At 64.9% G+C, this 12189-nt stretch carries 16 protein-coding genes; 6 read left to right on the top strand and 10 right to left on the bottom strand.

Translation table 11 applies throughout. The features are described from left to right. Positions 1-38: 38 nt before the first annotated feature. The 5 genes from CRO75_RS22970 to CRO75_RS22990 all read right to left on the bottom strand — a co-directional run bounded on the left by CRO75_RS22970 (position 39) and on the right by CRO75_RS22990 (position 4954). The gene (locus tag CRO75_RS22970) at positions 39-1067 is read right to left on the bottom strand and encodes a DNA topoisomerase IB (RefSeq protein ID WP_009044234.1); all 1029 of its coding nucleotides are present in this window, start codon (positions 1065-1067) and stop codon (positions 39-41) included. Positions 1068-1154: 87 nt separating this feature from the next. Next, complete coding sequence (gene modC / locus CRO75_RS22975) at positions 1155-2243, bottom strand: molybdenum ABC transporter ATP-binding protein (RefSeq protein ID WP_097138437.1); 1089 nt, start codon at positions 2241-2243, stop codon at positions 1155-1157. A 3-nt stretch (positions 2244-2246) separates the two neighbouring features. After that, positions 2247-2927, bottom strand: coding sequence for a molybdate ABC transporter permease subunit (gene modB, locus CRO75_RS22980; protein ID WP_097138439.1), 681 nt, complete (start codon positions 2925-2927; stop codon positions 2247-2249). Beyond that, a complete protein-coding gene (gene modA / locus CRO75_RS22985) occupies positions 2928-3695 on the bottom strand; it encodes a molybdate ABC transporter substrate-binding protein (RefSeq protein ID WP_097138441.1) in 768 nt (255 codons plus the stop codon). A gap of 194 nt (positions 3696-3889) precedes the next feature. Next, positions 3890-4954 carry a nitronate monooxygenase gene (locus CRO75_RS22990; RefSeq protein WP_097138443.1) on the bottom strand — a complete coding sequence of 355 codons (1065 nt, stop codon included), beginning with the start codon at positions 4952-4954 and terminating at the stop codon, positions 3890-3892. On the opposite strand from CRO75_RS22990, the gene CRO75_RS32625 reads away from it, so the two are divergent. From CRO75_RS32625 to CRO75_RS23000, 3 genes are read left to right on the top strand one after another with little or no spacing between them, the layout of a single operon-like run. Further along, on the top strand, positions 4953-5147 hold the full coding sequence (locus tag CRO75_RS32625; RefSeq protein ID WP_143504015.1) for a hypothetical protein: 195 nt from the start codon (positions 4953-4955) through the stop codon (positions 5145-5147). The two genes, CRO75_RS22990 and CRO75_RS32625, sit on opposite strands and share 2 nt — an antisense overlap. A 44-nt stretch (positions 5148-5191) precedes the next feature. Then, a complete protein-coding gene (locus tag CRO75_RS22995; RefSeq protein WP_097138445.1) occupies positions 5192-6175 on the top strand; it encodes an MDR family oxidoreductase in 984 nt (327 codons plus the stop codon). Between the two features lie 49 nt (positions 6176-6224). Then, positions 6225-6713: a GyrI-like domain-containing protein gene (locus tag CRO75_RS23000; RefSeq protein WP_097138446.1), complete on the top strand. Its 489-nt coding sequence runs from the start codon at positions 6225-6227 to the stop codon at positions 6711-6713. On the opposite strand, the gene ada is transcribed toward CRO75_RS23000, so the two are convergent. The 5 genes from ada to CRO75_RS23025 all read right to left on the bottom strand — a co-directional run bounded on the left by ada (position 6677) and on the right by CRO75_RS23025 (position 9839). After that, positions 6677-7753, bottom strand: a complete 1077-nt coding sequence (gene ada, locus CRO75_RS23005; protein ID WP_097138448.1) for a bifunctional DNA-binding transcriptional regulator/O6-methylguanine-DNA methyltransferase Ada — start codon at positions 7751-7753, stop codon at positions 6677-6679. The two genes, CRO75_RS23000 and ada, sit on opposite strands and share 37 nt — an antisense overlap. An 87-nt stretch (positions 7754-7840) precedes the next feature. Continuing rightward, the gene (gene alkB / locus CRO75_RS23010; RefSeq protein ID WP_097138450.1) at positions 7841-8515 is read right to left on the bottom strand and encodes a DNA oxidative demethylase AlkB; all 675 of its coding nucleotides are present in this window, start codon (positions 8513-8515) and stop codon (positions 7841-7843) included. Beyond that, positions 8505-9221, bottom strand: a complete 717-nt coding sequence (locus CRO75_RS23015; RefSeq protein ID WP_097138452.1) for a 2OG-Fe(II) oxygenase — start codon at positions 9219-9221, stop codon at positions 8505-8507. The genes alkB and CRO75_RS23015 overlap by 11 nt, the downstream gene beginning before the upstream one ends. 110 nt (positions 9222-9331) lie before the next feature. Then, on the bottom strand, positions 9332-9502 hold the full coding sequence (locus CRO75_RS33055; protein WP_007921734.1) for a hypothetical protein: 171 nt from the start codon (positions 9500-9502) through the stop codon (positions 9332-9334). Positions 9503-9536: 34 nt separating this feature from the next. Beyond that, complete coding sequence (locus tag CRO75_RS23025) at positions 9537-9839, bottom strand: DUF1883 domain-containing protein (protein WP_009044224.1); 303 nt, start codon at positions 9837-9839, stop codon at positions 9537-9539. Between the two features lie 176 nt (positions 9840-10015). On the opposite strand from CRO75_RS23025, the gene CRO75_RS23030 reads away from it, so the two are divergent. The 3 genes from CRO75_RS23030 to CRO75_RS23040 all read left to right on the top strand — a co-directional run bounded on the left by CRO75_RS23030 (position 10016) and on the right by CRO75_RS23040 (position 12142). Beyond that, positions 10016-10366: a hypothetical protein gene (locus CRO75_RS23030; protein ID WP_053261499.1), complete on the top strand. Its 351-nt coding sequence runs from the start codon at positions 10016-10018 to the stop codon at positions 10364-10366. A gap of 184 nt (positions 10367-10550) precedes the next feature. Further along, positions 10551-11222 (top strand): c-type cytochrome, encoded by a 672-nt coding sequence (locus tag CRO75_RS23035; RefSeq protein ID WP_097138454.1) that lies wholly within the window; start codon positions 10551-10553, stop codon positions 11220-11222. Beyond that, positions 11219-12142 carry a c-type cytochrome gene (locus CRO75_RS23040; RefSeq protein WP_097138456.1) on the top strand — a complete coding sequence of 308 codons (924 nt, stop codon included), beginning with the start codon at positions 11219-11221 and terminating at the stop codon, positions 12140-12142. Before CRO75_RS23035 ends, CRO75_RS23040 begins: the two co-directional genes overlap by 4 nt. Positions 12143-12189: the final 47 nt, after the last annotated feature.

Genomic DNA, 12189 nt, shown 5'->3' on the forward strand with positions numbered 1-12189 from the left:
ACAACCCGGCGGTACCCGGGCGGCTATTGCCAAAAGCCTCAGGCCTGCTGCGTCAGGCGCTCGAGAAACATCCTCAGGCCGACTTCCTCGGCCCGCAGCCCTTTGCGTTTGCGCGGCCTCGGCAGGGCGGCCAGGTGCCCCTGTACGAAGCCCTCGAGCAGCGCTGGATGGATGTAGCACTTGCGGCACACGGCGGGGGTATTGCCCAGTTGCCGGGCGACGTCCTTGACCATCTCGACGATGTGCTTTTTCGCCTCGGCCTCGGGTTCCCAGTGCAGCTCGCGCAGCACCGCCAGGGCCAGGGTGCTGCCGGCCCAGGTGCGGTAGTCCTTGGCGGTGAAGTCGGCACCGGTCAGCTCCTGCAGGTAGGCGTTGACGTCGGAGGAGCTGACGCTGTGGCGCTCGCCGTTCTCGTCGAGGTACTGGAACAGGTTCTGTCCGGGCAGCTCCAGGCAGCGCTTGAGGATCCGCGCCAGGCGCGGGTCCTTGACGCTGATCTGGTGTTCGATGCCGCTCTTGCCGCGGAACTGGAAGAGGATCGAGCTGCCTTTGATTGCCACGTGCCGGTTGCGCAGGGTGGTCAGGCCGTAGGAGCGGTTGTCGCGGGCGTACTGGCTGTTGCCGACACGAATCAGGGTGGCGTCGAGCAGGCTGATGACCGTGGCCATGACCTTGTCGCGGCTGAAGCCGGGCGTGGCCAGCAGGGCTTCCAGTCGCTGGCGCAGGCGCGGCAGGGCGCTGCCGAATTCCAGCAGGCGCGAGTACTTGTCGGCGTCGCGCACCTCCCGCCAGCGCGGGTGGTAGCGGTACTGCTTGCGCCCGCGGGCGTCGCGGCCGGTGGCTTGCAGGTGACCGCGCGGGTCGGCGCAGATCCAAACCTGGGTATAAGCCGGCGGCACGGCCAGGGCGTTGATCCGCTGGATCTCGTCGGGTGCCCGGATACGCTGGCCTTGCGGGTCGAAATAGACGAACGTGCCGCGCACTTTCTTGCGGCTGATCCCCGGCTGGGTATCGTCGACGTAATGCAGGTCAGGTGGCAGGTCCGGGCGCAGTGGGCTATCGGGCATGGCGGAATCCTTGGCAATCAATCGATCAGGCCTGTCTGGCGATTGACCGCGGTGCGGCGCCGGGGTGCCAACCGATTTGCCGGGGAGTCAGGCGAGCACGGCCACCGCCTTGATCTGCGCCCAGAGTTGCTGGCCCGGGTGCAGCTCCAGCTGGTCGCGGGAATAGCGGGTGATCCGTGCCAGCAGCGGGTTGCCGGCGACGTCCAGGCGCACCAGGACATGCGCGGTGTTGTCGGCGGGGATTTCGCCGCTGACCGTCACCGGCAGGCGGTTGAGGATGCTGCTGTGCTCGCCCGCTTGCAGGCTGAGGCTGACGTCCCGCGCCTGGACCTTGAAGCGCAAGTGCTTGCCGATGGCCATCGGCGCATGGGCGACCCGCACCCGCAGCTGGCTGCCGGGCAGTTGCAGGGCGAGCAACTGGTAACCGGCGTCGTAGTGGCTGACCTGGCCTTCGATCACCACCCCGGCGTCGTCGCCCAGGGCCAGGGGCAGGTCGAGGCGGGCCAGGGTTTCGCCGATCGGCCCGCTGGCCAGGGCGCGGCCATTCTCCAGCAGGACGATATGGTCGGCCAGGCGCGCTACTTCATCCTGGGAATGGCTGACGTACAGCACCGGGATTTCCAGCTCGTCATGCAGGCGTTCGAGGTACGGCAGGATCTCGCTTTTGCGTTTGCTGTCGAGGGCCGCCAAGGGTTCGTCCATCAGCAGCAGCCGCGGGCTGGTGAGCAGCGCGCGGGCAATGCCGACACGCTGGCGTTCGCCGCCGGACAGGTTGTGCGGGTGGCGCTGCAGCAGATGGCCGATGCCCAGCAACTCGGTGGCCTGGGCCATGTCCACACGACGCTGCGCGCGCGGGATGCGCTTGAGGCCGAACGCCAGGTTGGCCTGCACCGACAGGTGGGCGAACAGGCTGGCTTCCTGGAACACATAACCCAGGGAACGCTTGTGCGGCGCCACGAACAACTGGCGCTGGCTGTCCTGCCAGACTTCGTCGTTGATCCGCACCAGGCCCTGTTCGGCCTGTTCCAGGCCGGCGATGCAACGCAGGCAGGTGGTCTTGCCGGAGCCGGAATGCCCATACAACGCGGTGACGCCACGGCCTGGCAGCTGCAGGTCGAGGTCGAGGCTGAAATCTTTATAGGTGCGCTTGAGGCGCACATGGATCGATGCACTCACGATTCAACTCCAGCCAGCGCGGGTTTTGCGGCTGGAGTACAGCGCCAGCAACACCAGGAACGAGAACACCAGCATGGTACCGGCCAGCCAGTGGGCCTGGGCGTATTCCAGGGCTTCGACGTGGTCGTAGATCTGCACCGAGACCACCCGGGTCTTCTCGGGAATATTGCCGCCGATCATCAGCACCACGCCGAACTCGCCGACGGTGTGGGCGAAACCGAGAATGGCCGCGGTAATGAACCCCGGCCTGGCCAGCGGCAGGATCACGCTGAAGAAGGTGTCCCAGGGATTGGCGCGCAAGGTCGCCGCCACTTCCAGCGGACGGGTGCCGATCGCGCTAAAGGCGTTCTGCAGCGGCTGCACGACAAAGGGCATGGAATAGATCACCGAGCCGATCACCAGGCCGCTGAAACTGAAGGTCAGGGTGCCCAGGCCGAGGGACTGGGTGAGCTGGCCGATGGAGCCGTTGGGGCCGAGGGCGAGCAGCAGGTAAAAGCCGATCACCGTCGGCGGCAGGACCAGGGGCAGGGCGACTATGGCGCCGATCGGCCCCCGCAGCCACGAGCGCGTGCGCGACAGCCATAACGCAATCGGCGTACCGACGATCAGCAGGATCAGGGTCGTCAGCGACGCCAGTTGCAGGGTCAGCCAGATGGCGGAAAAGTCGGCACTCGATAGCGGCATTTAGCGTTGGTAACCGTAGGACTGGATGATGGCAGCGGCTTTCGGTCCCTTGAGGTAGTCAACCAGGGCCTTGGCCGCCGGGTTGTCCTTGCCCTTGTCGAGGATCACCGCGTCTTGTTTGATCGGGTCGTGCATCTGCGCCGGGACTATCCAGGCCGAGCCGCTGCTGACTTTGCCGTCTTTGTAGATCTGCGACAAGGCGACAAAGCCCAGTTCGGCGTTGCCGGTGGAGACGAACTGATAGGCCTGGGTGATGTTCTGGCCTTCGACGAGCTTGCCCTTGACCTGCTCGCTCAGGCCCAGCCTGGCCAATACCTGGGTGGCGGCCAGGCCGTAAGGCGCGGCTTTCGGGTTGGCGATGGACAGGTGCTGGTACTGGTTGGCCTTGAGCACCTGGCCCTGGCTGTCGACGTAGCCATCCTTGGCCGACCACAGCGCCAGGGTGCCGATGGCGTAGGTGAAGCGCGAGCCTTTGACGGTGGCGCCTTCGCTGTCGAGTTTTTCCGGGGTGCTGTCGTCGGCGGCGAGGAACACTTCGAACGGCGCACCGTTCTTGATCTGGGTATAGAACTGCCCGGTAGCGCCATAGGCGGCCACCAGCTTGTGCCCGGTGTCTTTCTCGAAGTCGGCGGCGATGGCCTGGATTGGCGCGGTGAAGTTGGCGGCGACCGCCACCTGCACTTCAGCGGCCTGGGCCGGGCCCAAAGCGCAGGCGGCGAGCAAGGCGGCAAGGCAGGTCGGGGCAAAACCTGAGAGACGACGGTTCATGAACAGCTCCATTGGCGAAGGGACGTTGGGCGGTTGGCGGTATTGGAAATGGACGGCACCGGGGGTGGGTGAAACGCTGTATACGGAAATATATAGCGAATCGCCAGCGAACGAAACTGCAAAGGTCGCGCGGCCTTGAGGGCAAATGGAGGTTTTGCGCAAAACGCCGCGACCGCAGTCGCGGCGTGCCGGGTTTAGCGGCCGGTCAACTTGGCCAGGGCCTGGGCGGCCAGGGTGCGGGTCAGTTCCGCGGTCGGTAGTTCGACCCCGAGGCGCAATGCCTGGCCGGACCAGAGGCTGGCGAAGTCGGCGTCGTCCTTGGCGCGCAGCGGCATCAGCGCGCCACCGGCGAGGGGGAAGGCCGGCGCCAGGGGGCTGATCGGGCCGATGTCGCGCATCACCCGGTTGAGAATGCCCCGCGCCGGGCGCCCGGTGAACAGGTTGGTCAGGGCGGTTTCGCTCTCCTTGGCGGTACGCAGGGCCTTGTGATGGGCGGCACTGACCTTGGCTTCCGGGGTGAACAGGTAGGCGGTGCCCAGTTGCACCGCCGAGGCGCCGAGGGCAAAGGCCGCGACTATGCCACGGGCGTCGCCGATCCCGCCGGCGGCGATCACCGGCACCCGCACCGCATCGACGATCTGCGGCACCAGGGCCATGGTGCCGACCTGAGTGTTGAGGTCTTCGCTGAGGAAGATCGCCCGATGGCCGCCGGCCTCGTAGCCCATGGCGATGATCGCATCGCAGCCGTGCCGTTCCAGCCAGATCGCTTCATCGACGGTGCTCGCCGACGACAGGATCTTCGCCCCGGTAGCCTTGACCCGCGCGAGCAGGGCCGGCGCCGGCAGGCCGAAGTGGAAGCTGACGATTTGCGGGCGCAGTTCTTCCACCAGTTCGCAACTGACGGTGTCGAAGGGCGCGCGGCTGCTGACCGGGGTCGGCGCATCGAAATCGACGCCGAGCTCGCGGTAGTAGGGTTCCAGGGTATTTTTCCAGCGGGTTTCCCGTTCCGGGTCGGGTGTCGGGTTCTGGTGGCAGAAGAAATTCAGGTTCAGCGGCGCGCGGGTCGCCTGGCGGATGCTCTGGACATCCTGGCGGATCTGCTCGGCCGTCAGCATGGCGCAGGGCAGGGAACCCAGGCCACCCGCCTGGGCGGCGGCGATCACCATGGCGGTAGTGGTCGCTCCGGCCATCGGCGCCTGGATGATCGGCAGCTCGATGCCCAGCAGGTCGAGAATACGGGTGTCAGGCCATTGGCTCATGTTGAATGATGCTCCGACGTCAAAAAAGAAGGACGGCAATCCGGGGTTTGTATCAGGAGACAGGCAATCAAGGCCAGTCGACTTTGGCTGGGGCGGCATGATCACCGGCAGGAGCGGGGCGTGGGCGGCCTACGACGAAAAGAGCGTGGATTTTTCTCGCCTGGGCTGGGAAGGTGGCGACTTTGTAACCTGAAACTCAAGTTCACGGCCCGGCCATGGGTCTATCGGGAGGCAGTGATGTTCAAGGGTATTTTGATCGAGAAAGACGACACCGGTTATCGCGCGGCGCTGCGCGAGATTGACGAAGAGCAGTTGCCCGAGGGTAATGTGACAGTGCGGGTGGCCTACAGCACCCTGAACTTCAAGGATGGCCTGGCCATCACCGGCAGCAGCCCGGTGGTGCGCAAGTTTCCCATGGTGCCGGGGATCGATCTGGCAGGCATTGTCGAGTCCAGCAGCCACCCGGACTACCAGCCCGGCGACCCGGTGCTGCTCAACGGTTGGGGCGTGGGCGAAGGACATTGGGGCGGCCTGGCGCAGAAGGCACGGCTGGACGGCGACTGGCTGATTCCCTTGCCCCAGGCGTTCAGCGCGGCCGAGGCCATGGCCATCGGCACGGCGGGGTACACGGCGATGCTCAGCATCCTGGCGCTGGAGCGCCATGGCCTGACCCCGGACCAGGGCGAGGTGCTGGTCACCGGGGCCAATGGCGGGGTCGGCAGCTTCGCCATAGCCCTGTTGGCCCGGCTCGGTTATCGGGTGGTGGCGTCCACCGGGCGCACTTCCGAGCATGACTACCTCAAGCGCCTGGGCGCCAGCGAGATCATCGACCGTGCCAGCCTGTCCGCGCCGGGCAAGCCGTTGGCCAAGGAGCGTTGGGCGGCGGTGATCGACTCGGTGGGCAGCCATACCCTGGCCAATGCCTGCGCCAGCACCCAGGCCAACGGCACCGTGGCCGCCTGCGGGCTGGCCCAGGGCATGGACTTCCCGGCGTCGGTGGCGCCCTTCATCCTGCGGGGCGTGACCCTGGCCGGGATCAACAGTGTGACCCAGCCCAAGGCCCGGCGGATCGAGGCCTGGCAGCGCCTGACCCGCGATCTGGACCCGGCCCTGCTGCCGTTGATCAGTCATGAGATCGGCCTCAGCGAAGCCATCGCCGCCGCGTCGCGCCTGCTGGCCGGCGAGTTGCGCGGGCGCGTGGTGGTGGATGTGAATCGCTGATACCGTGCGCGCCGGTCACCCAGATAAACGCCAGACAGGAGTACCAAGCATGGATGTCAAACTGCGAGAGGTTCAGCCTTTTTGTGTCTCGGGCTTGCAGGTACGCACCTGCAATGCCGACGAGCAACAAACGGACAGCGCGCGGATCGGGCCGATGTGGGAGCGGTTTTTTGTCGAAGGCTTGTTCGACAGCATCGGTCATCGGCAGTCGGACTCGTTCATCTATGGCCTGTACTCCAACTACGAGTCCGATGCCTCGGGGCACTTCGATGTCACCGCTGGCGTGGCGGTGGGCGAAGGCAACGCCGACTATCCGTTGGTGCAGGTGCAGGGCGGCGAGTACCTGGCGTTCTCCGCCAAGGGGCCGATGCCCGACGTGGTGATCCAGACCTGGGGCCTGGTCTGGGCCTACTTCGAGGACAACCCGCAGGTCCGCCGGCGCTTCGCCACGGACTTCGAGGTGTACACCGGGCCGGAATCGGTGTCGGTGTACATCGGCATTCAGGCCTCGGACGAGTTCTCGCGTTCGAGCAACTGACGCTTGCGCTCCACGCCCCAGCGGTAGCCGGACAGGTTGCCGTCGCTGCGCACCACCCGGTGGCAAGGGATCGCCACCGCCAGGCTATTGGCCCCACAGGCCTGGGCCACGGCGCGAAAGGACTTCGGCGCGCCGATACGCTGGGCGATCTCGGCGTAGCTGGCGGTGCTGCCCGGCGGAATCTCCTTGAGGGCCAGCCACACCCGCTCCTGGAACGCCGTGCCTTGCAGGTCCAGCGGCAGGTCCAGCCCAATGGCCGGTGCTTCGATGAACCCCACCACCTTGGCCACCAGTTGCTCGAAACCCTGGTCGGCGCCGATCAGGTTGGCCCGGGGGAATTTGTCCTGCAGGTCCTGCACCAGGGCATTGGGGTCGTCGCCCAGCAGGATCGCGCAGACCCCACGATTACTCTGGGCGACTAGAATCGCCCCCAAGGAGCACTGGCCGACGGCGAAGCGGATATCGGCGTTCAGGCCGCCGGCGCGGTAGTCGCTGGGTTTCATGCCGAGCAACTGGTCGGCGGTTTCGTAGAAGCGGCTGTTGGAATTGAAGCCGGCGTCGTACAGCGCGTCGGTCACCGAGTGGCCGTGCTCCAGCTGGCGCCGCACCCGTCGCGAACGGTGGGCGCTGGCGTAGCCTTTCGGGGTCAGTCCGGTGGCGGCCTTGAACACCCGGTGAAAGTGGAAGCTGCTCATGCCGGCTTGCTCGGCCAGCTGTTTCAGGCTGGGCGGCGCTTCGGCCGACTCGATCTGCCGGCACGCGGCGGCCACCAGGCTGGCATGCTGCGCGGCCACCTGGGTCTGGTCGCTGGCGCTGCGTTTGCTCGGCCGGTAACCGGCGGCTTCGGCTTGTTCCGCGGTGTCGAAGAATTCGACATTCTCCGGCCGTGGCAGGCGCGACAGGCTGCTGGGGCGGCAGTAGACCCCGGTGGTTTTTACGCCATAGACGAACTGGCCATCGGCGCGCGCATCACGGGCCAGGACGGCGAGCCAGCGTGGATCGCTTGCGGTGGTGGTGGGCTTGGGCTGGACCATGGTCATGGGCTCTATTCGGTGGCGGTTGTCGCTCAGATTAACCAAGGGCAGGGTGCCTGGCACTCCGAGTCTTGCGCTTGAATTCCCGCGGGATCAACCGGCCCGGCGAAAGGTCAGGTTGATGCGTCGTGGGCCCAGCAGCGGGTGCGTGCCTTCCTTGAGTGGCAGCACGCCGTGATAACGCAAGCGGTCGACACCGCCCCAGACCACCACATCTCCATGCAGCAGCGGCACCCGCAACGGGCGGTCGCTGCGGCGCTCGCCACCCAGCTGAAACACCGCTGGCAAGCCCAGGGAGACGGAGACGATCGGTGCGTCGTAATCGCGTTCGTCCTTGTCCTGGTGCAGGGACATGCGGGCACCGGGCACATAGTGATTGATCAGGCAGGCGTCCGGTTCGAACCCGGCAAAACCGGCCTGGGTCGCGGCGGCCCGGGCCAGTTCGCGCAACACCTCGGGCATCGCCGGCCAGGGCTGGCCGCTCTGCGGGTCGATGGCGGTGTAACGGTAGCCGCTGCGGTCGGTGGTCCAGCCCAGCTGGCCGCAATTGCTCAGGCCCACCGACATGGTGAAACCGCCCGGCGTGACCATTTGCCGGAACGGCGCGGCGCGCAGCACGCCATGCAGGGCCGGTAGCAGGCGTTCGACCCAGGGCAGGGCGAAGCCACGCAGCACAAAGGACTGCGGGCCGACCTGGTCGGTGCGGGGCGCCTGTTGCAGCTCGGGTTCGCCGAACAGCTCGGCGGTGAAGTTACCGTTACTGGGCATCGTGGAAGATCACTCCTAGCGTATGGCGGCGACCGCTGTGCAAGCGGCTGACGCCATGGCGCAACGTCACCCGGTAATGGCCGCGCACGCCAGGTACCGGACGATGATGCACGGCGAAGATCAGCGCATCACCCTGCTTCAGACCGATGACCTGCGGCCGCGACTGCATGCGCGGACGTTGCTCGGTGATGACGAATTCGCCGCCAGTGAAATCGATCCCGGGACGGGACAGGAGGATCGCGACCTGCAAGGGGAATACGTTGTCGCCATACACATCCTGATGCAGGCAGTTGTAATCCTGCGGGCCGTACTGCAGCAACAAGGGCGTCGGCCGCTGCTGACCGGCGGCGTGGCAGCGCTGGAGAAAATCTTCGTGCCGGGGCGGATATTGCACGGGGATATTCATCAGCTGGTTCCAGCGATTGGCCAGTGGCACCAGGCACGGATAGAACTGGCCGCGCAACTCGGCGACCCGTTGCGGCAAGGGGTAGGCGAAATACTGATACTCGCCGCGGCCGAAACCGTGCCTGGCCATGACCACCCGCGAACGAAACAACTCGCTGTGGGGATACAAACCGCTGAGCTCATGACATTGGTCAGCGCTGAGCAGGTTGTCGATCACCGCACTGCCGTCCTGGTCGAGCTGCTGCTCGATCGAGGCCCAGTCCAGGCAGGCAAGACGTTGTTCGAGGGAGGAGGCGGACATGCTGGCGGTTCCCGGAGTAGAGGTTGAAGTCCACCATTCTGGGAAGTGCGCGGGCCGCTCACACTCCGTCGCTTGCGTTCGAATTCGTCACAGGCTCTACGAGTAGGGACTTACAGCGCCTTGCTCACGCTAACGTCGCTGATGACGTCGTCGGTCTGGCCATGCAGGGCTTCCAGCGCGGCCTTGGCTTCTTCCTGAGTGCCGCTTTCCAGCTGGGCGAACTCGAAACGGCGCTCGCCGTTGAGTTTGTATTTGATGACGTACTTGGTCGTTTGGGCCACGGTGATACCTGTCTGTCGCGGGCTGGGGCGGGGTTCAGCGCAGTTTCGAGCTGGACCGGCGGATGATCTTGATCGAGTGGGTCAGGTTCGGCTTGCGGGTAACGCTGATGGGCCGGCGGTTGACGGTGTCGATGGTGATGTTCCAGAAGCCGGTGCTCGGCGCGGTGATCCTGGCCGGGAACTTGTCGAACGCGCCGCCATGATAGGTGTGACGTCCGCCGTTCTTGAAGCTTCGGAAGTTGGCGTCGTTCATCAGGCGGATGTTGCAGACCTGGGAGCATTCGATGACGACGATATCGTCTTCGTTGAGGTGCTCGCGCTGGTGGATAAATTTCATGGGCGCCTCCAGAAGGGCTTTTGCTACAAAATCAAAACGATGGCGCAGTTTATCAGGCCGCGGCAGGCGGCTTTGACAATTTAAAACAGTTATTTGCCGATTATTTAGGATAAATCTGACTGATCCGGAGAAAAATGCCATTTCTGCGGTCGGACGGTCTTTATCGGAGGAAATGTATGAAGTGGGGTGTGTTGATTCTGGCCTTGGCGATCAGTGGCTGTGCGACGGTCTCGGATATTAACCAGACATTGCCCACCCTGAACGTGATTTCAGGGAAAAAGCCACAGGAGTACGCCAAGTGCGTCAGCGACAAACTGGCTGACAGCCGTGGCCAGCTGCAGGTCGAACCGCATAAGGACGGCATGCGCATCATCGTTCCGCAGAAAGTCTCGTCGGGCCCGACCGCGGTATTCGATATCGAGGAGCGTTCCGGCGGCAGCAGCATCAAGCTGCATGAAAGCATGTCCAATGTGCCCATGCGTCCGGGCGATATCCGCAAGGCGGCGGAGGACTGCATTTCCGGCTGATAGCCGAGGGATTTTTCAAGAGCCCGCCCTGGCCCGGATTTCCGTGGCGAGGGCGGGTTTTTTTGTGCCCGGTGGCAAGGCAGGCCCGGTGGGTTTGGCGTTGTAGCCAAAGGTCTATTGGCCTACTCTTTGTAGGCTTATATAAAATAAGCCTAAGAATATAACTAGAAAAATGGAGTTCGCCATGATCCCCGTGGATCGAATACTGCTGAGCAGCCTGATGCTGTTTTTTGTCGCCAATGCCCAGGCCGTGGATGGGCAGAAAGTCTTTGCCCAGGGTGGCGCGCAGCCCGGCGCCACGGCGTGCCTGGCCTGTCATGGTGGCGATGGCCTGGGCCTGGCGGCCGCCGGCTTTCCGCGCGTGGCGGGATTGTCGGCGGGTTATCTGCGCAAGCAGCTGGAAGATTTTCGCAGTGGTGCGCGCAGCAACCCGGTCATGCAGCCACTGGCCAAGGCCCTGAGCGATGACGAGATAGACGCGGTCAGCCAGACCCTGGCGGCCATGCCGGCGGCGACGCCAGCGCCGATCAACCGCAGTTCCCTGGCTGAAGGCGTGGGTGCGAAGCTGGCCTTGCGCGGCGCCTGGGAGCGGCAGGTTCCGGAGTGCGTGACCTGTCATGGGCCGGGTGGCGTGGGCGTGGGAGACGCCTTTCCGCCGTTGGCCGGGCAACCCGCGGCGTACCTCGCCGGGCAATTGAATGCCTGGCGTGACGGCACGCGCCGCAACGATCCGAACGACCTGATGGGACACATCGCCAAAGCCCTGAGCCCCGAGGAAATCACGGCGGTGGCCGATTATTTCGCCAAGGTCGGCAGTCAGTTGGCCAAGGCCGATAACCAGGAGTCCAAGCCATGAAGCGTGATCTTCTATTGGGCTTTTCCCTCGCTTTGCTGACGGCCCAGGCTTATGGCGCCGCGGTCGCCATGGAGGACCAGTCACAGTTGCGGGAGCCGGCGGTGAACGCTGCCCATCCCGGGTATTTCCAGCCACCGGCGGAGAGCGAGTTGCCGGACAATGCCTACGGCAAGATGGTTCGCGACGGCTATGCGCTGTTCGTCGATACCAAGCGCCTGGCGCCGAAGTTCGTCGGCAATGGCCTCAATTGCAGCAACTGCCACCTGGACCAGGGGCGACTGGCCAACTCCGCGCCGCTGTGGGGCGCCTATCCGATGTACCCGGCCTACCGCAAGAAGAACGACAAGGTGAACACCTACGCCGAACGCTTGCAGGGCTGTTTCCAGTTCAGCATGAACGGCACGCCGCCGGCCGCCGACAGCTACGAGATCACTGCTTTGTCGGTGTATTCCTACTGGCTGGCGAGCAAGGCGCCGACCGCTGTCGAGTTGCCCGGGCGAGGTTACCCCGAGGTGCCGCAGCCGGCCCAGGGCTACGACCTGGCGCGTGGCGAGCAGGTGTACCGGGCGCAATGCGCGGTTTGCCATGGTGACAACGGCCAGGGCCAGAAGGTCGGCGCGGACTATGTTATGCCGCCGCTCTGGGGCAAGGACTCGTATAACTGGGGCGCGGGCATGCACCGGATCAACACGGCGGCGTCCTTTATCAAATACAACATGCCCCTGGGCAAGGCCGGCAGCTTGAGCGACCAACAGGCCTGGGACGTGGCGGCGTTCGTCAATCGCCATGAACGACCGCAGGATCCGCGGCTGGTGGAGGGCTCCATCGAGAAGACCCGGCTCAAGTTCCACGCCAACGACGGGGTCAATCTGTATGGCCAGACGGTAGATGGCGTGCTGATTGGCCAGGGCATCCGATAAACTGTCGGCCATCGTCAAAGATGCCGTCGAAACCCAGGTTTCGGCGG

It is taken from the genome of Pseudomonas sp. LAMO17WK12:I10 (genome assembly GCF_900215185.1).
GTDB classification, from domain to species: Bacteria; Pseudomonadota; Gammaproteobacteria; order Pseudomonadales; family Pseudomonadaceae; genus Aquipseudomonas; species Aquipseudomonas chlororaphis.

Excerpts from the sequence above, each read along its gene's own strand:
- CRO75_RS22970 (WP_009044234.1), bottom strand. The coding sequence starts at position 1,067 with ATGCCCGATAGCCCACTGCGCCCGGACCTGCCACCTGACCTGCATTAC.
- modB (WP_097138439.1), bottom strand. The coding sequence starts at position 2,927 with ATGCCGCTATCGAGTGCCGACTTTTCCGCCATCTGGCTGACCCTGCAA.
- modA (WP_097138441.1), bottom strand. The coding sequence starts at position 3,695 with ATGAACCGTCGTCTCTCAGGTTTTGCCCCGACCTGCCTTGCCGCCTTG.
- CRO75_RS32625 (WP_143504015.1), top strand. The coding sequence starts at position 4,953 with ATGTTGAATGATGCTCCGACGTCAAAAAAGAAGGACGGCAATCCGGGG.
- CRO75_RS22990 (WP_097138443.1), bottom strand. The coding sequence starts at position 4,954 with ATGAGCCAATGGCCTGACACCCGTATTCTCGACCTGCTGGGCATCGAG.
- CRO75_RS22995 (WP_097138445.1), top strand. The coding sequence starts at position 5,192 with ATGTTCAAGGGTATTTTGATCGAGAAAGACGACACCGGTTATCGCGCG.
- CRO75_RS23000 (WP_097138446.1), top strand. The coding sequence starts at position 6,225 with ATGGATGTCAAACTGCGAGAGGTTCAGCCTTTTTGTGTCTCGGGCTTG.
- ada (WP_097138448.1), bottom strand. The coding sequence starts at position 7,753 with ATGACCATGGTCCAGCCCAAGCCCACCACCACCGCAAGCGATCCACGC.
- alkB (WP_097138450.1), bottom strand. The coding sequence starts at position 8,515 with ATGCCCAGTAACGGTAACTTCACCGCCGAGCTGTTCGGCGAACCCGAG.
- CRO75_RS23015 (WP_097138452.1), bottom strand. The coding sequence starts at position 9,221 with ATGTCCGCCTCCTCCCTCGAACAACGTCTTGCCTGCCTGGACTGGGCC.
- CRO75_RS23025 (WP_009044224.1), bottom strand. The coding sequence starts at position 9,839 with ATGAAATTTATCCACCAGCGCGAGCACCTCAACGAAGACGATATCGTC.
- CRO75_RS23030 (WP_053261499.1), top strand. The coding sequence starts at position 10,016 with ATGAAGTGGGGTGTGTTGATTCTGGCCTTGGCGATCAGTGGCTGTGCG.
- CRO75_RS23035 (WP_097138454.1), top strand. The coding sequence starts at position 10,551 with ATGATCCCCGTGGATCGAATACTGCTGAGCAGCCTGATGCTGTTTTTT.
- CRO75_RS23040 (WP_097138456.1), top strand. The coding sequence starts at position 11,219 with ATGAAGCGTGATCTTCTATTGGGCTTTTCCCTCGCTTTGCTGACGGCC.